Origin of the sequence: Actinomadura hibisca NBRC 15177 (assembly GCF_001552635.1) — a bacterium.
GTDB lineage: Bacteria > Actinomycetota > Actinomycetes > Streptosporangiales > Streptosporangiaceae > Spirillospora > Spirillospora hibisca.
The window spans coordinates 1-19,683 of the sequence record NZ_BCRO01000118.1; the positions used below are offsets into that span (position 1 = coordinate 1).

A 19,683-nucleotide genomic window follows, 5' to 3' on the forward strand; every position below is an offset into this window, starting at 1 on the left:
TGTGATGGTGTCGGGCGCGGGGCTGGGGTTCTTGGGCAAGCGCGAAGCGCGGGGTTGAGGTCGCTGGTCACGTGGGGGCACGGGGCTGGGGTTGCTGGGCATGTTCGGGCGCGGGCTGAGGTCGCTGGGCACGCGCAGAGCGCGGGGTTGAGGTTGTTGGTCGCGTGCGGGGCGCGGGGCTGGGGTTGGTGGTCATGTGTAGGGCACGGGGCTAGCGTCTTTGGGCACGCGCGCGCAGTGCGGGCTGAGGTAGTAGCGCGCAGCGCGGGCTTGTCACCCAGTCCGCGACACCACGTAATCACACAATCCCGTGAACGCATCCCGCGCCGGAATCGCCGGCAGCGTCAGCAGCTCGTTCCGCGCGTCCTCCGCCCACTGCCGCAGGTCCGCCCTCGCCCGCTCCATCGCCGGGTGCGCGCGCAGCAGCGTCAGCGCCTCCGCGTGCAGCGTGTCATCCGTCAGGTCCGCCACCAGCAGCTCGCGCAGCCGTGCGTCGTCCGGGCCCGAGCCCACGCCCGCCAGCACGTGGTGCATCGGCAGCGTCCGGATGCCCTCGCGCAGGTCCGTGCCCGGCGTCTTGCCCGACTGCTCGGTCTCGGAGTCGATGTCCAGGATGTCGTCCGACAGCTGGAACGCCACGCCGATCTTCTCGCAGGCCGACGTGATCGTGTCCACCACGTGTTGCGGGGCCCCCGACAGCAGCGCGCCGAACTGGCCCGACACCGCGATCAGCGAGCCGGTCTTGTCGGCCATCACCTGGAGGTAGTGCTTCAACGCGTCGGTGTCGGCGGCCGGGCCCACCGTCTCCTGGATCTGGCCCTGCACCAGGCGGGCGAACGCGCGGGCCTGGATGCGCACCGCTTCGGGGCCCAGGTCCGCCAGCAGGTCCGACGCCCGCGCGAACAGGTAGTCGCCCGTCAGGATCGCCACCGTGTTGGTCCAGCGGGAGTTCGCCGACTCCTGGCCCCGGCGGACCGTCGCCTCGTCCATCACGTCGTCGTGGTACAGCGTCGCCAGGTGGGTCAGCTCCACCACCACCGCGGCCGGGACCACGCCCGCCGCGGACGGGTCGCCGAACTGGGCGGCCAGCAGTACCAGCATCGGCCGGAACCGCTTGCCGCCCGCCTCGACCAGGTGCTTGGAGGCCTGGGTGAGCAGCGGGTCCTCGCTCTGGACCGACTCCAGGAGCAGGTCCTCGACGGCGTCCAGCCGCGCGCGGACGTCGACCGCCAGGTCCGCGTCGATCGGCAGCCCGAACGGCCCCGTCGCCCGCTGCGCGGATTCCCCAGCGAAAGCGCTACTCACCCAAACCCCCTACCGGACGAACAACTGCGATGCCGCGTGACCCGCCAGGTCGAGCATGGGCTGCGGCAACACGCCGAGTACCACAGTAGCCGTCAGGCCGAGCGCCACGGCAGCCGCGGTCGCCGGTGCGGCCACCACGGTGGGGCCGTCGGCCTCGGGCTCGCTGAAGAACATCACCACGATCACCCGGACGTAGAAGAACGCCGCGATCGCCGACGCCAGCACGCCGACCACCACCAGCGGGGTCGCCCCGGCGTCGACGGCCGCCTGGAACACCGCGAACTTCCCGGTGAACCCGCTGGTCAGCGGGATGCCCGCGAAGGCCAGCAGGAAGAAGGCGAAGATGCCCGCCACCACCGGGGAGCGCTTGCCGAGGCCCGCCCACCGGGACAGGTGCCCGGCCTCGCCGCCCGCGTCCCGCACCATCGTGATCACCGCGAAGGCGCCGATCGTGGTGAAGCCGTAGGCGGCCAGGTAGAACAGCGCGCCCGCCAGGCCCTTGGCGGAGGCCGCCGCCGCGTCGGGGATCGCCACCACCGCGGTCAGCAGGAAACCCGCGTGCGCGATGGAGGAGTAGGCCAGCATGCGCTTGATGTCGGTCTGGGTGATCGCGATGACGGCGCCGGCCACCATCGTGAGAATCGCCACACCCCACATTGCGGGCCGCCACTCCCAGGCCAGCTTCTCCAGGCCCACGTAGTAGACCCGCAGCAGCGCGCCGAACGCCGACACCATCGTGCACGACGCCATCAGCGCGGTGATCGGGGTCGGCGCGCCCTGGTAGACGTCGGGCTTCCACATGTGGAACGGCACCGCGCCGATCTTGAACAGCAGGCCGACCGACAACAGCGCGACGCCCGCCAGCAGCAGGGTCTCGCTGCCGGTGTCGCGCTCGATCTGCGCCGCGATGACCGACAGCCGCACCGAGCCGGCGTACCCGTACAGCAGCGCCGCGCCGTACAGGAAGAACGCCGAGGAGAACGCGCCGAGCAGGAAGTACTTGACCGCGGCCTCCTGCGACAGCAGGCGGCGGCGGCGCGCCAGCCCGCACAGCAGGTACAGCGGCAGCGACAACACCTCCAGCGCCACGAACATGGTCAGCAGGTCGTTGGCGGCCGGGAACATCAGCATGCCGCCGACGGCGAACATCAGCAGCGGGAAGATCTCGGTCTGGGTGATCCCCGCCGCCATCGTCTCCTGCTCGGCCTCGCTGCCCGGCAGCGCCGAGGCCTGCGCGGTGAAGTGCGCCTGCTGGCGTTCGGCGATCAGCAGCAGGCTGACCAGCGCCAGGATCAGGATCGCGCCCTGCAGGAACAGGGTGGGGCCGTCCACGCCGAGCGCGCCCATGGCGGCCACGTGGAACGGCTCCTCGGTGACCGCCAGCACGACCGTCCAGACGAAGCCGCCGAACAGGCCGAGGAAGGTCAGCGGCACCTGGACGGCGTACCGCCAGGACCGGCCGACGAACGCCTCGACCAGCACGCCGGCGATGGCGACGCCGAACACCAGCAGCATCGGCCCGAGCTGCCCGTACTCGATGTGCGGGGCGGGGATCTCCGCGCCCTGCGCCACGGCGTTCAGATGGGGGCTCACGGGCGTGCTCCGTTCTCCGCGACGGTACCGATCTTCGGCGCCGGGTCCTGCGGATGGCCGACCCGTTCCAGCGTCACCTTGACCGAGGGATTGATCACGTTGAGCACCGGCTGCGGGAAGAAGCCCATCACCACGATGATCGCGATGATCGGGGCGACCGCCCACTTCTCCCGGGCCGTCAGGTCGGCCATGCCCTGCACCTTCTCGACGGCCGGGCCGCCCATGGTCCGCTGGTAGGTCCACAGGATGTAGACGGCCGCCAGCACGATGCCGGACGTCGCGACGATCGCGGCGACCTCGTACCGGCTGAAGGTGCCGGTCAGCACCATGAACTCCGAGACGAACGGCGCCAGGCCCGGCAGCGACAGCCCCGACAGGCCCGCGACCAGGAACGTCCCGGCCAGCACCGGCGCGACCTTCTGCACGCCGCCGAAGTCGGAGATCTTCGCCGAGCGGCGGCGCACGATCAGGAACCCGACGATCAGGAACAGCGCCCCGGTCGAGAACCCGTGGTTGACCATGTACAGCGCCGCGCCGGACTGCGCCGCGCTGGTCATCGCGAAGATGCCCAGCACGATGAACCCGAAGTGCGACACCGAGGTGTAGGCGACCAGCCGCTTGAGGTCGACCTGCCCGATGGCCAGCACCGCGCCGTAGACGATGCTCAGCACCGCGAACGCGATGACGACCGGGGCCGCCCACGCGGACGCGCCGGGGAACAGCTCCAGGCAGAACCGCAACATGCCGTAGGTGCCGACCTTGTCCAGCACGCCGACGATCAGCACCAGCGCGCCGGCCGGGGCCTGCGCGGCGGCGTCGGGCAGCCAGGTGTGCACCGGCACCATCGGCGCCTTGATCGCGAAGGCGATGAAGAAGCCGAGGAACAGCCACTTGGCGGTCGTCGGGTCGACGTCCTTGATCGTGCGCAGTTCCTCGAACAGGAACGTGCCGTGCCCGAGGTGCTCGTTGGACAGCTTGACCAGCCACAACACCGCGACCAGCATCAGCAGGCCGCCGAACAGCGAGTACAGCAGGAACTTGACGGCCGCGTAGGACCGCTGCGCGCCGCCGTAGGACCCGATGAGGAAGTACACCGGGATCAGCATCGCCTCGAAGAAGACGTAGAAGACGAACACGTCGGTCGCCGCGAAGACGCCGATCATCATCGCTTCCAGTGCCAGCAGCAGCGCGAAGTAGGTCTTCACCGACCGCTTGGCGGGCACGTCCACGCCGCCGGAGCGGCCGTCGGCGGTCCAGGACGCCAGGATGACCAGCGGCACCAGGATCACCGACAGCAGCACCAGGACGAGCGCGACGCCGTCGACGCCGACCGCCCAGTGCACGCCGAACTGCTTGATCCACCAGTACTTCTCGGTGAACTGGAACCGCGCGCCGTCGGGGTCGAAGCCGAGCGCCATCACGACGGTCAGGACGCCGACCAGCAGCGAGACGCCGAGGGCCGTCTGCTTGACCAGCGCCTCTTTCGCGCCGGGCAGCAGGCCCACGACCACCGCGCCGACCAGCGGCAGCGCGATGAGCAGGCTCAGCCAGGGAAAGTCTTCCATCAGACGTTCACCACCAGCAGCGCCGCCACGATGACAGCTGCGCCAAAGAACATGGAAAGGGCATAGGAACGGACAAAGCCGGTCTGGACCCTCCGGACACGACCCGAACTACCGCCGATCCCGGCCGCCAGGCCGTTCACCGCGCCGTCCACGCCCCGGTTGTCGAACCAGACCGCCAGGCGGGTCAGCCACTGGCCGGGACGCATCAGCAGCGACTCGTTCAGCGCGTCGCCGTACAGGTCCTTGCGGGCCGCGACCGTGACGAAGGACCCGGCCGGGGCCTCCACGGGCACCGGACGCGCGCCGTACTGCCGCCACGCCACCGCGACGCCCGCCGCCACCAGCACCAGGGCCGCGAGGCCCGCCGGGGCGAACGGGTTGAAGCCGTGGTGCTCCTCCGGCTCGCCCACGACCGGGGCGAGGAAGTCGGAGAAGCCGCCCAGCATCAGGAACGCGCCCGCGCCGATCGAGCCGATCGCCAGCACCATCAGCGGCACCGTCATCACCTTCGGCGACTCGTGCGGGTGCACGCCCTCCTCCCAGCGCTTGGCGCCGTAGAAGGTCATGAACATCACCCGCGACATGTAGAAGGCGGTGATCGCCGCGCCGAGCAGCGCGCAGCCGCCCAGCACCATGCCGGTCGCGCCGTCGTGGGCGAAGGCGGCCTCGATGATGCCGTCCTTGGTGAAGTAGCCCGAGAACGGCGGCACGCCGATGATCGCCAGGTAGCCGAGCCCGAAGGTGGCCCAGGTGATCTTCATGACGCCGCGCAGCGCGCCGTAGTGGCGCATGTTCACGTCGTCGTTCATGGCGTGCATGACCGAGCCTGCGCCGAGGAACAGGCCCGCCTTGAAGAAGCCGTGCGCGATCAGGTGCGCGATCGCGATCGCGTACCCGGCCGGGCCGAGCCCGGCGGCCAGCACCATGTAGCCGATCTGCGACATCGTCGAGCCGGCCAGCGCCTTCTTGATGTCGTCCTTGCCGCACCCGATGATCGCACCGGCCAGCAGCGTGACCGCGCCGACGATGGTGACCACCAGCTGCGCGGTCTCCGACATCTCGAAGATCGGCGCGGACCGGACGATCAGGTAGACGCCCGCGGTCACCATGGTCGCGGCGTGGATCAGCGCCGACACCGGGGTCGGGCCCTCCATCGCGTCCAGCAGCCAGGACTGGAGCGGGAGCTGCGCGGACTTGCCGCACGCGCCCACCAGCAACATCAGGCCGATCGCGGTGGCGGTGCCGGTGCTCAGCTTCGACGCGGCGCCCACGTGCTCGGCGCCGGTGCCCAGGATCTGCTCGAACCCGAAGGTGCCGAACGTGGCGAACATCAGCATGAGCGCCACGACGAACCCGAAGTCGCCGACGCGGTTGACCACGAACGCCTTCTTGGCGGCGGTCGCGGCGGTCGGCTTGTGCTGCCAGAACCCGATCAGCAGGTAGGACGCGAGACCCACGCCCTCCCAGCCGATGAAGGTCATGACGTAGTTGCCGCCCAGCACCAGCAGCAACATCGCGGCCACGAACAGGTTCAGGTAGGCGAAGAAGCGCCGCCGGTCCGGGTCGTGGGCCATGTAGCCGACCGAGTAGATGTGGATGAGCGAGCCCACCCCGGTGATCAGCAGCACGAAGCTGATGGACAGCGGGTCCACCAGCAGATCGGCGTCGACCTTGAGCGAGCCGGCCTGGAGGAACTCCCACAGGTGCAGCGTGCGCCGCCGCTCCTCGCCCCCGTAGCCGAGCATCTGCACGAACATCGCCGCGCCGACGGCGAACGCGCCGAGCGACAGGGCGGTGCCGAGCAGGTGCCCCCATCGGTCGGTGCGCCGCCCGCCGAGCAGCAGGACCGCCGCACCCGCCAGGGGCAGGGCGATCAGAAGCCAGGCCAGGGCCTGGACGCCTTCAGCTTTCACCCCGTGCCCCTCAGTACTTCAGCAGGTTCGCGTCGTCCACCGACGACGACCTGCGGGTCCGGAAGATGGTCATGATGATCGCCAGGCCGACCACGACCTCGGCGGCGGCCACCACCATCACGAAGAACGCGATGATCTGGCCGTCGAGGTTGCCGTGCTGGCGGGCGAAGGTGACGAAGGCGAGGTTGGTGGCGTTCAGCATCAGCTCCACGCACATGAACACCACGATCGCGTTGCGCCGCACCAGCACGCCCACCGCGCCGATGGTGAACAGGATCGCCGACAGCGCCAGGTAGTGCCCCGGACTCATTGACCAGCCTCGCCTTCGCTCGCGCCGCCGGAGGCCGCGCCGCCCGAGGCGGGCGTGCCCGCCTTGACCGACCGCTGCTCCGCGTCGGCGTCGTGCACCTCACCGGTGATCGCCCGTACGGCCGCCACGTCCTCGGCCAGCGCGTCCCGCTCGCTCTCGCCGTACAGGTCGGCGTGGCGCGAGGCGGTGTCGGTCCGGGCCGCGATGACCGGGTTGACCGACAGCTCCGACGGGGTGCCGTCGGGCAGCAGCGCCGGCATGTCCACCGCGTTGTGCCGCGCGTAGGTGCCGGGGCCGGGCAGCGGGCCGGGGTGCTCGCCGCTCTTGAACCGCCGGACCGACAGGTCCCGCTGGGTGTCCTTCGGGGTGGTGCGCTCGCGGTGCGCCAGCACCATCGCGCCCAGCGCCGCGGTGATCAGCAGCGCGCTGGTCGCCTCGAACGCGAACACGTACTTGCCGAACAGCAGCGCGGCCAGGCCCTCGACGTTGCCGCCGTACTCCTCGTTGGCCTTCTTCAGGCCGGCCGAGTCGCCGAGCGCGGCGTTGCCGAGGCCCGCCCCCAGCAGGGCCAGGAAGCCGACGGCGCCGATCGCCGCCCAGAGCCGCTGGCCGCGGATCGTCTCCACCAGCGAGTCGGTGGAGGAGACCCCCACCAGCATCAGCACGAACAGGAACAACATCAGCACCGCGCCGGTGTAGACGATGACCTGCACGAACGCCAGGAAGGGCGCGCCCTGCACCGCGTACAGCGCCGCCAGCGAGAGCATCACCACCGCCAGCAGCAGCGCCGAGTGCACCGCGCGCCGCATGAAGATCATGCCGAGCGCGGCCAGCGTGGACACGATGGCCAGCGCCCAGAAGATGAACCCCTCGCCGGGCTGGGCGTCGGCGACCCGCGCGGCGAGCGCCTGCCCCGCGATCACTTGCGCCGTCACTTCTTCTCCCCGCCTTCCTCGGGCTGGAGTCCGAGGCGGTAGTACTCCTCCTCGGTCGCGCCGAGCCGCATCGCGTGCGGCGGCGTCTCCATGCCCTCGCGCAAGGGCGCCAGCAACATGTCCTTGGTGTAGATCAGGGACTCGCGGCTGTCGTCGGCCAGCTCGTACTCGTTGGTCATGGTGAGCGCCCGGGTCGGGCACGCCTCGATGCAGAGCCCGCACAGGATGCAGCGCAGGTAGTTGATCTGGTAGACGCGGCCGTACCGCTCGCCCGGGGAGTAGCGCTCGTCCTCGGTGTTGTCGGCGCCCTCCACGAAGATGGCGTCGGCGGGACACGCCCAGGCGCACAACTCGCAGCCGACGCACTTCTCCAGCCCGTCCGGCCACCGGTTGAGCTGGTGGCGCCCGTGGAAGCGGGGCGCGGTCGGCTTCTTCACCTCGGGGTACTGGACGGTCTCGCTCTTCATGAACATCTGATGGAACGAGACCCCGAAACCCTTGACCGGGTTCAGGAAGTCAGTGAATCCCACTTCCGACCTCCTTCCGGGAGGAATCGGTCTTGCGCGGATGCGGCACGTCCGCCGGCTTGCGGCCGTGGTAGTGCGGCGCGTCCATCGGCGGCACCGGGAACCCGCCCGCCGCCGGGTCGGCGGGGGCGGCCTCGGTCTCGGCGGCCGCGGCGCCCTTGTCCTTGCCGCGCACCATCTCCCACACGATCGTCAGCCCCAGCACGACCGCGGCGACGACGGCGGCGATCAGCGTGATCTGCTGCATCGCGACGCCCTCGTTGCGCAGCGCGCGGATGGTGGCCACCAGCAGGATCCAGCCCAGCGAGAAGGGCATGAGCACCTTCCAGCCGAGCTTCATCAGCTGGTCGTAGCGCACGCGCGGCAGCGAGCCGCGCAGCCAGATGAAGAAGAAGATGAACGCCCAGAGCTTCACCATGAACCACAACACCGGCCACCAGCCGGAGTTGGCGCCCTCCCAGAAGGTGGAGATCGGCGCCGGGGCCCGCCAGCCGCCCAGGAACAGCGTGGTGGCGAGGGCCGACAGGGTGGCGAGGTTGATGTACTCGGCGAGGAAGAACATCGCGAACTTCAGCGAGGAGTACTCGGTGTGGAAGCCGCCGACCAGCTCGCCCTCGCCCTCGGGCAGGTCGAAGGGGATGCGGTTGGACTCGCCCATCATCGTGATCACGTAGACGACGAACGAGGGCAGCAGCAGCACCACGAACCACTTGTCGGCCTGCGCGTTGACGATGCCGGTGGTGGACATCGTGCCGGCGAACAGGAACACCGCCACGAACGACAGGCCCATCGCGATCTCGTAGGAGATCACCTGCGCTGACGAGCGCAGCCCGCCCAGCAGCGAGTACGGCGACATCGACGACCAGCCGGCCAGCACGATGCCGTACACGCCCATCGACGACATCGCCAGCACCAGCAGCACCGCGACCGGCAGGTCGGTGCCCTGCAGCGCGGTGTGGTGGCCGAACACCGACACCGTCGGCCCGAACGGGATGATGATGAAGGAGATGAACGCCGGGACGGCCGACACCACCGGCGCCAGCACGAACACGATCTTGTCGACCTGGCGCGGGACGATGTCCTCCTTGAGCGCCAGCTTCACGCCGTCGGCCAGGCCCTGCAAGAGTCCGAACGGGCCGCACCGGTTCGGGCCGACGCGCAGCTGCATCCGGCCGATGACCCGGCGCTCGACCCACATGGACATCAGCACGGTCAGCACGAGGAAGACGAAGACGACCAGGACCTTGCCGCCGACCAGCCACCACGGGTCGTTGCCGAAGGTGGACAGCGTCGGATCGGTCGGCGCCGGTCCCGCCAGCACGAGCGACCTCATGAGGTGCCTCCAGAGGAGAGGGTGACCAGGCTTCCGGCCGCCGCGCCCAGGTCACGGTGCGGAGCGACGCCGGCGGAGTTGGCCGGCAGCCACGCCACCCGGTCGGCCATGCCGGGGGTGATCTCCAGGGGCAGCGTGACGCCGCCGCGCGGGCCGGTGACGGTGACGGTCGCGCCCGCCGGACCGGCGAGCCCGGTCTGCGTCGCCGCCACCTCGAAGCCCAGCTCGGCGGCGGTCGCGGGCGACAGCCGCACCACCGGCGGCTTGGCGGTGCCCGCCAGGTAGGGCTCGCCGTCCTGGAGGGTGCCGTCGTCCAGCAACATCCGCCAGGTGGACAGCAGCGCCTGGCCGGGGCCGGGCGCGGGCGGCACGTTCTGCGGGACGCTCGGCGCGGTGGGGCGCTCGCCCCGGTAGGCGCCCAGCTCGGTCAGCTCGCGGCGGGCGGCCTCCGGGTCGGGCAGACCCAGGTGCACGTCCATCTCGCCCGCGAGCGCGTCCAGCACCCGCAGGTCCGACAACTTCCCGGCCGACTTCAGCACGACGTCGAACGGGCGGCCGCGGCCCTCCCAGTCGACGAACGTGCCGGACTTCTCGGCGACGGCCGCGACCGGCAGCACCACGTCGGCGCGGTCGGTGACCGCGCTCGGCCGCTGCTCCAGGCTCACGACGAACGGGGTGGCGTCCAGCGCCGCCAGCGCCGCCTGCGGGTCGGGCAGGTCGTAGGGGTCCACGCCGCCGACCAGCAGCGCGCCGCGCCGTCCGGCCGCCGCCTCCGCGAGGATGGCGTTCCCGTCGCGGCCCGGCGCGCTCGGCAGCTCGGCCACGCCCCAGGTGCGGGCGACCTCGGCGCGCGCGGCGGGGTCGGTCGCCGGGCGGCCGATGGGCAGCAGGCCCGGCAGCGCGCCCGCCTCCAGCGCGCCGCGCTCCCCGGCCCGGCGCGGCACCCACGCGAGCCGCGCGCCGGTGCTGTGCGCCAGCCGGAGCACGCTGGACAGCGCGCCGGGGCTGGCCGCCAGCCGCTCGCCGACCAGGATCACCGCGCCCGGCGTCGCCAGCAGCTCCCGGACGTCGGGGAAACCGTCCCCGCCGACCAGCGAGCCGAGCGTCTCCGCCTCGCCGCCCGGCACGGTCGGCAGCAGCGTGCCGCCGACCTTGGCGAGGCCGCGCGTGGCGAACGGCGCGACCGCGAACACCTTCAGCGTCTTCTTGCGGAACGCCTTGCGCAGCCGCAGGAAGACGATCGGCGACTCCTCCTCAGGCTCGAAGCCCGCCAGGAGCACCGCCGGGGCCTTCTCCAGGTCGCTGTAGGAGACCTCGATGGGACGCCCCGCCACCGCCGCGGCCAGGAAGTCGGCCTCCTCGGCCGAGTGCGGCCGGGCGCGGAAGTCGACGTCGTTGGTGCCCAGCGCGATCCGTGCGAACTTGGCGTAGGCGTAGGCGTCCTCAAGGGTGAGGCGACCGCCGGTCAGCACGCCCGCGTCGCCGCGCGCCGCCGCCAGGCCGCGCGCCGCGATCGTCAGCGCCTCGGGCCAGGACGCGACCTCCAGCTCGCCCTTCTCGTTGCGCACCAGCGGGTGGGTGAGGCGCTCGGGCCGGGTGGCGTAGGTGAACGCCCAGCGGCCCTTGTCGCAGTTCCACTCCTCGTTGACCTGCGGGTCGTCCCCGGCCAGCCGCCGCGTGATCTTCCCGCGCCGGTGGTCGGTGCGCAGCGCGCACCCGGCCGCGCAGTGCTCGCAGGTGCTCGGCTGCGACACCAGGTCGAACGGCCGCGACCGGAACCGGTAGGCCGCGCCGGTCAGCGCGCCGACCGGGCAGATCTGCACGGTGTTGCCGGAGAAGTAGGACTGGAACGGCTTGTCCTCGGCCGCGCCCACCTGCTCCTTCGCGCCGCGCTCGAACAGGTCGATGAACGCGTCCCCGGCGATCTGGTCGGAGAAGCGCGTGCAGCGGGCGCACTGGATGCAGCGCTCGCGGTCCAGCAGCACCTGGCTGGACAGCGCGATCGGCTTGGGGAAGGTGCGCTTGGCCTCGACGAAGCGCGACTCGCCCCGGCCGTTGGACATCGCCTGGTTCTGCAGCGGGCACTCGCCGCCCTTGTCGCAGACCGGGCAGTCCAGCGGATGGTTGATCAGCAGCAGCTCCATCACGCCGTGTTGCGCCTTGTCGGCGACCGGCGAGGTGAGCTGGGTCTTGATCACCATGCCCGGCATCACCGCGGTGGTGCAGGACGCCTGCGGCTTGGGCATGCCGCGCCCGTTGCCCGCGTCGGGGATCTCCACCAGGCACTGGCGGCAGGCCCCGACGGGGTCGAGCAGCGGGTGGTCGCAGAAGCGCGGGATCTGGATGCCCAGCAGCTCGGCGGCCCGGATGATGAGGGTGCCCTTGGGCACCTCGATCTCGAAGCCGTCGATGGTGACCGGCACCATCTCGACGGCCTTCTCGACCTGCGTGTTGTTCTCGGTGACGGTCATCAGGCACCTGCCCAGAGGGTGGACTTGGCCGGGTCGAACGGGCAGTGGCCCAGCTCGAAGTGCTTCAGGTACTCGTCGCGGAACAGCTTGATGGACGAGACCACCGGGCTGGTCGCGCCGTCGCCGAGGGCGCAGAACGACCGGCCGAGGATGTTGTCGGACAGGTCCAGCAGGGTCTCCAGGTCCGCCTCCGAGCCCTGGCCCGCCTCCAGCCGCTTCAACATCTGCTTGTACCAGTAGGTGCCCTCGCGGCACGGCGTGCACTTGCCGCACGACTCGTGCGCGTAGAACTCCGACCAGCGCAGCACCGCGCGCACGACGCAGACCGTCTCGTCGAAGATCTGGAGCGCGCGGGTGCCGAGCATCGAGCCGGCCGCGCCGACCGACTCGAAGTCCAGCGGCACGTCCAGGTGCTCCTCGGTGAAGATCGGCGTGGAGGAGCCGCCCGGCGTCCAGAACTTCAGCCGGTGCCCCTCGCGGATGCCGCCCGCCATGTCCAGCAGCTCGCGCAGCGTGATGCCGAGCGGGGCCTCGTACTGGCCGGGCCGGGTGACGTGCCCCGACAGCGAGAAGATCCCGTAGCCCTGGGACTTCTCGGTGCCCATCGCGGCGAACCAGTCGGCGCCGTTCTCCACGATCGAGGGAACCGACGCGATGGACTCGACGTTGTTGATGACGGTGGGACCGCCGTAGAGTCCCGCGACCGCCGGGAACGGAGGCTTGAGCCTGGGCTGACCGCGGAACCCCTCCAGGGAGTCCAGCAGCGCCGTCTCCTCGCCGCAGATGTAGGCCCCGGCGCCGGTGTGCACGACCAGTTCCAGGTCGTAGCCGGAGCCGAGGATGTCGCGGCCGAGGTAACCGGCCTCGTACGCCTCCGCCACCGCCTGCTGGAGGCGGCGGATGACGTGCAGCACCTCGCCGCGCACGTAGACGAACGCGTGGTTCGACTTGATCGCGTACGAGCTGATGACGATGCCCTCGACGAGCACGTGCGGGTTGGCCATCATCAGCGGGATGTCCTTGCACGTGCCCGGCTCGGACTCGTCGGCGTTGACGACCAGGTAGCGCGGGTTCGGGCTGCTGGGCGGCAGGAAGCCCCACTTCATGCCGGTGGGGAAGCCCGCGCCGCCGCGGCCGCGCAGGCCGGAGTCCTTGACCTCCTGGACGATCGTGTCCGGCTCCATGCCCAGCGCCTTGCGCAGGGCGCGGTAGCCGCCCTCGCGCTCGTACCCGGCGCGGGTGAAGGAGTCGGCCTGATCCCAGTTCTTCGTCAGGATCGGGGTGAGCGTGGTCACTGGTTGCGGCCCTCCTGCGTCCCGGGCTTGACCTCGCCGCCGATGGGCTTGCCGGGCTCGTTGGGCGGCGGGTCGGAGACCTCGCCGGGCTTGACGGGCTCGTGCGGCTGCTCGCGGTCGGCGTCCACCGGCGGCGCGGTCCAGCCGCGCTCCTTGGCCAGCGCCAGCCCGCGCAACGACTCCGGTCCGGCCTGCACGCCCTCGTGGGCGCGGCCGTCGGGGAAACCGGCCAGCACGCGGCTGGCCTCCTTCCAGGTGCACAGGCTGTCGGGACCCCGGGAAGGAAGCACTTGCTTACCTGAGCGCAGGTCGTCGACCAGCGCGCGGGCCTTCTCCGGGGTCATGTTGTCGTAGAACTCCCAGTTGACGGTCATCACCGGGGCGAAGTCGCAGGCGGCGTTGCACTCGATGCGCTCCAGCGACACCGTGCCGTCGGGGGTGGCCTCGTCATGGCCGACGCCGACGTGCTCGCTCAGCTCCCGCCAGATCTGGTCGCCGCCCATGACCGCGCACAGCGTGTTGATGCACACGCCGACGTGGTACTCGCCGACCGGCCGGTGCTTGTACTGGGTGTAGAACGTCGCGACGCCGGTGACCTGCGCCGAGGTGATGCCGAGCAGCTCCGCGCAGAAGTCGATCCCGGCCTGCGTGATGTGGCCGTCCACCGACTGCACCAGGTGCAACATCGGCAGCAGCGCCGAGCGCGGCTTCGGGTAGCGCGCGATGATCTCCTTGGCGTCGTGCTCCAGCCCGGCCCGCACCTCGGGGTCGTACTCGGCGGTGACGCGGGTGGTGATCTGATACGTCGTGGGCTCGTCCGTCAACGGTCCACTCCCCCCATGACCGGGTCGATGGAGGCGACGGCAGCGATGACGTCGGCGATCATGCCGCCCTCCGACATCACGGGCGCCGCCTGCAGGTTGGTGAAGGACGGGTCGCGGAAGTGCACCCGGTAGGGCCGGGTGCCGCCGTCGCTGACCACGTGCACGCCCAGCTCGCCGCGCGGCGACTCCACGGCCGCGTACGCCTGGCCCGCCGGGACGCGGAAGCCCTCGGTCACCAGCTTGAAGTGGTGGATGAGCGCTTCCATCGAGGTGCCCATGATGTGGGCGATGTGGCGGGGCGAGTTGCCCATGCCGTCGGCGCCGATCGCGAGCTGCGCGGGCCAGCCGATCTTCTTGTCCTCGACCATCACCGGGCCCTTGACGGTCTGGAGCCGGTCCACGCACTGCTGGACGATCTTCAGCGACTCCTCCATCTCGGCCATGCGCACCAGGTAGCGGCCGTAGACGTCGCTGGTGTCCTGGGTGTGGACCTCGAAGTCGTAGGTCTCGTACCCGCAGTAGGGCTGCGACTTGCGCAGGTCCCACGGCAGCCCGGTCGCGCGCAGCACGGGCCCGGTGACGCCGAGCGCCATGCACCCGGTGAGGTCCAGGTACGCGATGTCCTTGGTGCGGGCCAGGTAGACGGGGTTGGCGTCCATCAGCTTGCGCAGCGCCTGGAACCGCTTCGGCATGCGCTCGATGTAGTCCTGGAGCTTGCTCATCGCGCCGCTCGGCAGGTCCTGGGCGACGCCGCCCGGCCGCACGTACGCCATGTTCATGCGCAGGCCCGAGATCTCCTCGAACAGGTCGAGGGTGTACTCGCGCTCGATGAAGCCGTTGAGCATGACCGTGGTCGCGCCCAGCTCCAGGCCGAAGGTGGCGATGGCGACCAGGTGGGAGGAGATCCGGTTGAGCTCCATCATCAGCACGCGGATGATCTGCGCCCGCTCGGGTATCTGCTCGGTGATGCCCAGCAGCTTCTCGACACCCAGGCAGTACGCCGTCTCGTTGAAGATCGGCGCGAGGTAGTCCATGCGCGTGCAGAACGTGGTGCCCTGCGTCCAGGTGCGGAACTCCATGTTCTTCTCGATGCCGGTGTGCAGGTAGCCGATGCCCACCCGGCACTCGGTCACCGTCTCGCCGTCGAGGGTGAGGATCAGGCGCAGCACGCCGTGCGTGGACGGGTGCTGCGGACCCATGTTGACGACCATGCGCTCGTCGCCCGCGTCCTCCGCCCCGGCGACGACCTGGTCCCAGTCGGCCCCGTTGACGTCGAAGACCCGGCCCTCGGCCGCCTCCTCGGCGGCGTACGCGTCGTACTCGGTGTACTTGGTCGAGGGGCTCATCCGCCGCTCCTCCGCTCGTGCCCGCGGTGTGTTTCCCGGCTCATACGTAGGACCTCCGCTGGTCGGGCGGCGGGATCTCGGCGCCGCGGTACTCGACCGGGATGCCGCCGAGCGGGTAGTCCTTGCGCTGCGGGTGGCCGACCCAGTCGTCGGGCATCTCGATGCGGGTGAGCGCCGGGTGCCCGTCGAACACGATCCCGAAGAAGTCGTAGGTCTCGCGCTCGTGCCAGTCGTTGGTGGGGTAGACCGCCACGACCGACGGGACGTGCGGGTCGGCGTCGGGGCAGCTCACCTCCAGCCGCACGCGCCGGTTGTGGGTGATCGACAGCAGGTGGTAGACCGCGTGCAGCTCGGCCCCGGCGTCGTCGGGGTAGTGCACGCCGGACACGCCGGTGCACAGCTCGAAGCGCAGCTCCGGCTCGTCGCGCATGCGCTGCGCGACGGCGGGCAGGTGCTCGCGCTTCACGTGCAGCGTCATCTCGCCGCGGTCGACGACCACGCGCTCGACGGCCTCGCCGAAGTCGGGCAGCACGCGCGCCAGCTCGTCGGCGATCTCGTCGAAGACGCCTTCCTCACCGCCGCCCTCGGGGCCACCGTAGGGCCGCGCCGACGACAGCTTGGGGCGCTGCCGCACGACCAGGCCGCCGTAGCCGGAGGTGTCGCCGGTGGTCTTGGCGCCGAACATGCCCATGCGCTCGACGGGCTGCTCGCGCCGCTCCTCCTCGCGCTCGGCGGGCAGGCGGTCGGCGGCCTGCTCGGCCCGCTGCTCGGGGTGTTGCGAACTCATCTAGACGCTCCCCTGTCCCAGCAGCGGAAGCTGCCGGCGCTTGGCCGCTTCCAGCTCCTCGATCTGCCGGGCCCGCTGCGGCCCGAGCTTGGTGTTCTGGATCTTGTCGTGCAGCTTGAGGATCGCGTCCAGCAACATCTCCGGCCGCGGCGGGCAGCCGGGCAGGTAGATGTCCACCGGCACGATGTGGTCCACGCCCTGCACGATCGCGTAGTTGTTGAACATGCCGCCCGAGGAGGCGCACACGCCCATCGCGATGACCCACTTGGGCTCGGTCATCTGGTCGTAGATCTGGCGCAGCACCGGCGCCATCTTCTGGCTGACCCGGCCCGCCACGATCATCAGGTCGGCCTGCCGCGGCGTCGCCGAGGCGCGCTCCATGCCCCAGCGCGAGAAGTCGTGCCGCGGGTCGCCGCTGGCCATCATCTCGATCGCGCAGCACGCCAGCCCGAACGTCGCGGGCCACACCGAGCTCTTGCGCGCCCAGCCGGCGACCTGCTCGACCGACGTCAGCAGGAAGCCGCTCGGGAGTTTTTCCTCTAGACCCATGTCAGTCCCACTCCAGACCACCGCGCCGCCAGATGTAGGCGTACGCCACCAGCACGGTGAGGATGAACAGGACCATCTCCACCAAACCAAAAATCCCCAGGTGGTCGAAGGCGACCGCCCAGGGGTACAGGAAGATGATCTCGATGTCGAAGACGATGAAGAGCATCGCCGTCAGGTAGTACTTCACCGGGAAGCGCCCGCCGCCGACCGGCTGCGGCGTGGGCTCGATGCCGCACTCGTAGGCGTCCAGCCGGGCCCGGTTCCAGCGCTTGGGGCCGGTCAGGGAGGCCATCGCCACCGAGCCGGCGGCGAACAGGAAGGCCAGCACTCCCAGCACAATGATCGGAACATAGAGATCCACGTCTCTACACCCTCTCCTCGGAACGTACGACGCTGTACGGGGCGCGGCGGGCCCGAGCGTTCAGGGCGCTCGGGGGCCGCGCCACGGTGACGACCGGCCCGTGACCTCCGTCACGGACGCGGGTCGCCACCCTAGCCAAGGTGATCAATAGCACTCCCCTCCGGGGATCGGTTATGCGGCCGGGGCCACCTTCTGCATGGCGTTGATGAGGCGGTCCATCGCGTCACCGCCCTTGGGGTCGGTGAGGTTCGCCAGCAGCTTGAGGGTGAACCGCATGAGCGTGGGGTGCGGCAGGCCGTGGGTGGTGAGGAACTTCATCACCCGTGGGTCGCCGATGGCCTGCACGAAGACGCGCGCCAGCGTGAAGTAGCCGCCGTGCTCGTCCTTGAGGATGCGGGGGTACTCGTAGAGGGTGCGCTCGCGCTGCGCGGGGGTGCGGCGCGACAGCGCCTGGACCATGATGTCGGCGGCCAGCCGGCCCGACTCCAGCGCGTAGTCGATGCCCTCGCCGTTGAACGGGTTGATCATCCCGCCCGCGTCGCCGACCAGCAGCATGCCGCGGGTGTAGTGCGGCTGCCGGTTGAAGCCCATCGGCAGCGCCGCGCCGCGGGCCTGCCCGGTGGCGTGCTCGTCGTCGAACTGCCACTCCTCGGGCATGTTCGCCGTCCAGAGCTTGAGCATGCCGCGGTAGTCGACGTTCTGGAAGGACTTGGAGGTGTTGAGCAGGCCGAGCCCGACGTTGCAGGTGCCGTCGGCGACGGGGAACACCCAGCCGTAGCCGGGCAGCAGCCGCTGGCCGTCCCAGAGCTCCAGCCAGGCTTCCATGTACTCGTCGGTGTGGCGGGGGCTCTGGTAGTAGCGCCGGACGGCCACGCCCATCGGCCGGTCCTCGCGGCGGCGCAGGCCCATGGCCAGCGAGAGGCGGGTGGAGTTGCCGTCGGCCGCGACGACCAGCGGCGCGTGGAACTCGACCTCCTCGCCCTGGTACTTGGCGGTGACGCCGATGATGCGGTCGGTGCGCTCGTCGAGGATGGGGCCGGTGACGTTGCAGCCCTGGAGCAGCTCGGCCCCGGCCTTGCCCGCGTGCTCGGCGAGCAGCTGGTCGAGGTCCATGCGGGTGCGGACCAGCCCGAAGTCGGGGAAGCTGGCCAGCTCGGGCCAGGGCAGCTCGATCTTGACGCCGCCGCCGTAGATGCGCAGGCCCTTGTTCCGGCTGAAGCCGGGGTCGTTGATGTCCACGCCCATCGAGATCAGGGCGCGCACCGCGCGGGGGGTGAGGCCGTCGCCGCAGATCTTGTCGCGCGGGAACGTCGCCTTCTCCAACAGCAGCACGCGCAGGCCGGCCTGGGCCAGCCAGTAGGCGGTCGACGACCCGGCGGGGCCGGCCCCGACGACGATCACGTCTGCCTGTCGGGTGGAGTCGGTCACAGCGTTCCTCTTAGCTCGTTCGCTTGTGAAGTACTTCACAAGAATCCGTTGGGGAGTCTATTCCTTTGGAGCGGCCTGTGGGTACCTCTCGGCCGCGCGGGATTTGGACCGGTCCGAAACGCACTCGACGCCCGGACCGGACTGATCAGCCCGGGTTGACGGCGTGGTGCAGCGCCGCGACCCCGAAGGTGAGATCACGCCAGCGCACCTCGCCCCACCCGGCGTCCTGGATGAGCCTGGACAGCCCCGCCTGGTCGGGCCAGGCGAGGGTGGACTCGGCGAGGTAGTGGTAGGAGTCGGGGTTGGAACTGACCCTGGCCAGCAGCGGGAGCCCGACCTTGAGATGGGTGCGGTGCCCAAGGGCCAGCAGCTTGTTGGGCGGGTGACTGACCTCACACACGAGCAGCCGCCCACCGGGCTTGGCGACCCGCCGCATCTCGCGAAGCGCGCCGACGGTGTCGGCGACGTTGCGGAGACCGAAGGAGATGGTGACGGCGTCGAAGGAGGCGTCGGCGAAGGGCAACTTGAGGGCGTCCCCCGCAACAAAGGAGAGCCGGGAGACACCGGCCTGCCGCCGGACGCCGACGCGCAACATGCCAAGGGAGAAGTCGCAGGCGACGGTGTCGGCCCCGGCCTCGGCGAAGGGCACAGAGGAGGTGCCGGTGCCCGCCGCGAGGTCAAGGACACGCTCACCCGGCCGGGCGTCCACGGCCCGGACGACCTCCCGCCGCCAACGACGGTCCTGGCCGCCGGTCATGAGGGTGTTGAGCAGGTCGTACCGCTCGGCGGTGCTGTCGAACATGGCGGCGACATCGGCCGGCTGCTTGTCGAGAGAGGCACGGGTCATGCCCCAAGACTAGGAGCCCCCGCCCCGGTCTCGGCCTGCGCCCCGCACCCCACACAAGACCAACAACCCCAACCCCGCGCCCGCACCATCACAGCGACCTCAGCCCCCGCAACAGGGGTGCAGGGGGCGGAGCCCCCTGCCAGGGGCAGCGGGGGACAGAGTCCCAGCAGCATTTAATAAACAGAGCAGGCGCAAAGCGCCTTCCGCTGTTGGGGGTTGTAGGGGGCTTGCCCCTGCCGGGGTCGTAGGGGCTGGCCCCTGCCCGGGTGTCGCACGCACGGCGCGAGCCCCCGG

The 19,683-nt window shown here is 70.6% G+C and carries 17 protein-coding genes; all 17 read right to left on the reverse strand.

The window, feature by feature from the left end; genetic code table 11:
• Positions 1-273: 273 nt before the first annotated feature.
• Positions 274-1,305: a polyprenyl synthetase family protein gene (locus AH6_RS38745; protein WP_067490820.1), complete on the reverse strand. Its 1,032-nt coding sequence runs from the start codon at positions 1,303-1,305 to the stop codon at positions 274-276.
• Between the two features lie 9 nt (positions 1,306-1,314).
• Positions 1,315-2,898, reverse strand: coding sequence for an NADH-quinone oxidoreductase subunit NuoN (nuoN, locus tag AH6_RS38750; RefSeq protein WP_067490822.1), 1,584 nt, complete (start codon positions 2,896-2,898; stop codon positions 1,315-1,317).
• Positions 2,895-4,463 (reverse strand): NADH-quinone oxidoreductase subunit M, encoded by a 1,569-nt coding sequence (locus AH6_RS38755; RefSeq protein WP_067490824.1) that lies wholly within the window; start codon positions 4,461-4,463, stop codon positions 2,895-2,897. Before AH6_RS38755 ends, nuoN begins: the two co-directional genes overlap by 4 nt.
• Positions 4,463-6,376, reverse strand: coding sequence for an NADH-quinone oxidoreductase subunit L (gene nuoL, locus AH6_RS38760; RefSeq protein WP_067490826.1), 1,914 nt, complete (start codon positions 6,374-6,376; stop codon positions 4,463-4,465). Before nuoL ends, AH6_RS38755 begins: the two co-directional genes overlap by 1 nt.
• Positions 6,377-6,386: 10 nt before the next feature.
• On the reverse strand, positions 6,387-6,686 hold the full coding sequence (nuoK, locus tag AH6_RS38765; protein ID WP_067490828.1) for an NADH-quinone oxidoreductase subunit NuoK: 300 nt from the start codon (positions 6,684-6,686) through the stop codon (positions 6,387-6,389).
• Positions 6,683-7,621, reverse strand: coding sequence for an NADH-quinone oxidoreductase subunit J (locus AH6_RS38770; RefSeq protein ID WP_067490830.1), 939 nt, complete (start codon positions 7,619-7,621; stop codon positions 6,683-6,685). The genes nuoK and AH6_RS38770 overlap by 4 nt, the downstream gene beginning before the upstream one ends.
• Positions 7,618-8,151 (reverse strand): NADH-quinone oxidoreductase subunit NuoI, encoded by a 534-nt coding sequence (gene nuoI, locus AH6_RS38775; RefSeq protein ID WP_157431986.1) that lies wholly within the window; start codon positions 8,149-8,151, stop codon positions 7,618-7,620. The genes AH6_RS38770 and nuoI overlap by 4 nt, the downstream gene beginning before the upstream one ends.
• Complete coding sequence (gene nuoH, locus AH6_RS38780; protein ID WP_067490832.1) at positions 8,138-9,481, reverse strand: NADH-quinone oxidoreductase subunit NuoH; 1,344 nt, start codon at positions 9,479-9,481, stop codon at positions 8,138-8,140. The genes nuoI and nuoH overlap by 14 nt, the downstream gene beginning before the upstream one ends.
• Positions 9,478-11,952 carry an NADH-quinone oxidoreductase subunit G gene (locus tag AH6_RS38785; protein WP_067490837.1) on the reverse strand — a complete coding sequence of 825 codons (2,475 nt, stop codon included), beginning with the start codon at positions 11,950-11,952 and terminating at the stop codon, positions 9,478-9,480. Before AH6_RS38785 ends, nuoH begins: the two co-directional genes overlap by 4 nt.
• On the reverse strand, positions 11,952-13,247 hold the full coding sequence (nuoF, locus tag AH6_RS38790) for an NADH-quinone oxidoreductase subunit NuoF (protein ID WP_067490839.1): 1,296 nt from the start codon (positions 13,245-13,247) through the stop codon (positions 11,952-11,954). The genes AH6_RS38785 and nuoF overlap by 1 nt, the downstream gene beginning before the upstream one ends.
• Positions 13,244-14,071 (reverse strand): NADH-quinone oxidoreductase subunit NuoE, encoded by an 828-nt coding sequence (nuoE, locus tag AH6_RS38795; protein WP_245679662.1) that lies wholly within the window; start codon positions 14,069-14,071, stop codon positions 13,244-13,246. Before nuoE ends, nuoF begins: the two co-directional genes overlap by 4 nt.
• Positions 14,068-15,417 (reverse strand): NADH-quinone oxidoreductase subunit D, encoded by a 1,350-nt coding sequence (locus AH6_RS38800; RefSeq protein WP_067490841.1) that lies wholly within the window; start codon positions 15,415-15,417, stop codon positions 14,068-14,070. The genes nuoE and AH6_RS38800 overlap by 4 nt, the downstream gene beginning before the upstream one ends.
• A gap of 40 nt (positions 15,418-15,457) precedes the next feature.
• Entirely contained in the window at positions 15,458-16,204 is a 747-nt protein-coding gene (locus AH6_RS38805) for an NADH-quinone oxidoreductase subunit C (protein WP_067490843.1), read from the reverse strand.
• Positions 16,205-16,753 (reverse strand): NuoB/complex I 20 kDa subunit family protein, encoded by a 549-nt coding sequence (locus AH6_RS38810; RefSeq protein WP_067490845.1) that lies wholly within the window; start codon positions 16,751-16,753, stop codon positions 16,205-16,207.
• Between the two features lies 1 nt (position 16,754).
• Positions 16,755-17,114 carry an NADH-quinone oxidoreductase subunit A gene (locus AH6_RS38815; protein WP_067490847.1) on the reverse strand — a complete coding sequence of 120 codons (360 nt, stop codon included), beginning with the start codon at positions 17,112-17,114 and terminating at the stop codon, positions 16,755-16,757.
• Between the two features lie 171 nt (positions 17,115-17,285).
• Positions 17,286-18,542, reverse strand: coding sequence for a geranylgeranyl reductase family protein (locus tag AH6_RS38820; protein ID WP_067490849.1), 1,257 nt, complete (start codon positions 18,540-18,542; stop codon positions 17,286-17,288).
• A 145-nt stretch (positions 18,543-18,687) separates the two neighbouring features.
• The gene (locus tag AH6_RS38825; RefSeq protein ID WP_067490851.1) at positions 18,688-19,389 is read right to left on the reverse strand and encodes a demethylmenaquinone methyltransferase; all 702 of its coding nucleotides are present in this window, start codon (positions 19,387-19,389) and stop codon (positions 18,688-18,690) included.
• Positions 19,390-19,683 lie beyond the last annotated feature (294 nt).

Coding starts and splice junctions, on each gene's coding strand:
- AH6_RS38800 (WP_067490841.1), bottom strand. CDS start 15,417: ATGAGCCCCTCGACCAAGTACACCGAGTACGACGCGTACGCCGCCGAG.
- AH6_RS38825 (WP_067490851.1), bottom strand. CDS start 19,389: ATGACCCGTGCCTCTCTCGACAAGCAGCCGGCCGATGTCGCCGCCATG.
- nuoH (WP_067490832.1), bottom strand. CDS start 9,481: ATGAGGTCGCTCGTGCTGGCGGGACCGGCGCCGACCGATCCGACGCTG.
- AH6_RS38785 (WP_067490837.1), bottom strand. CDS start 11,952: ATGACCGTCACCGAGAACAACACGCAGGTCGAGAAGGCCGTCGAGATG.
- nuoK (WP_067490828.1), bottom strand. CDS start 6,686: ATGAGTCCGGGGCACTACCTGGCGCTGTCGGCGATCCTGTTCACCATC.
- AH6_RS38755 (WP_067490824.1), bottom strand. CDS start 4,463: ATGGAAGACTTTCCCTGGCTGAGCCTGCTCATCGCGCTGCCGCTGGTC.
- AH6_RS38810 (WP_067490845.1), bottom strand. CDS start 16,753: ATGGGTCTAGAGGAAAAACTCCCGAGCGGCTTCCTGCTGACGTCGGTC.
- AH6_RS38805 (WP_067490843.1), bottom strand. CDS start 16,204: ATGAGTTCGCAACACCCCGAGCAGCGGGCCGAGCAGGCCGCCGACCGC.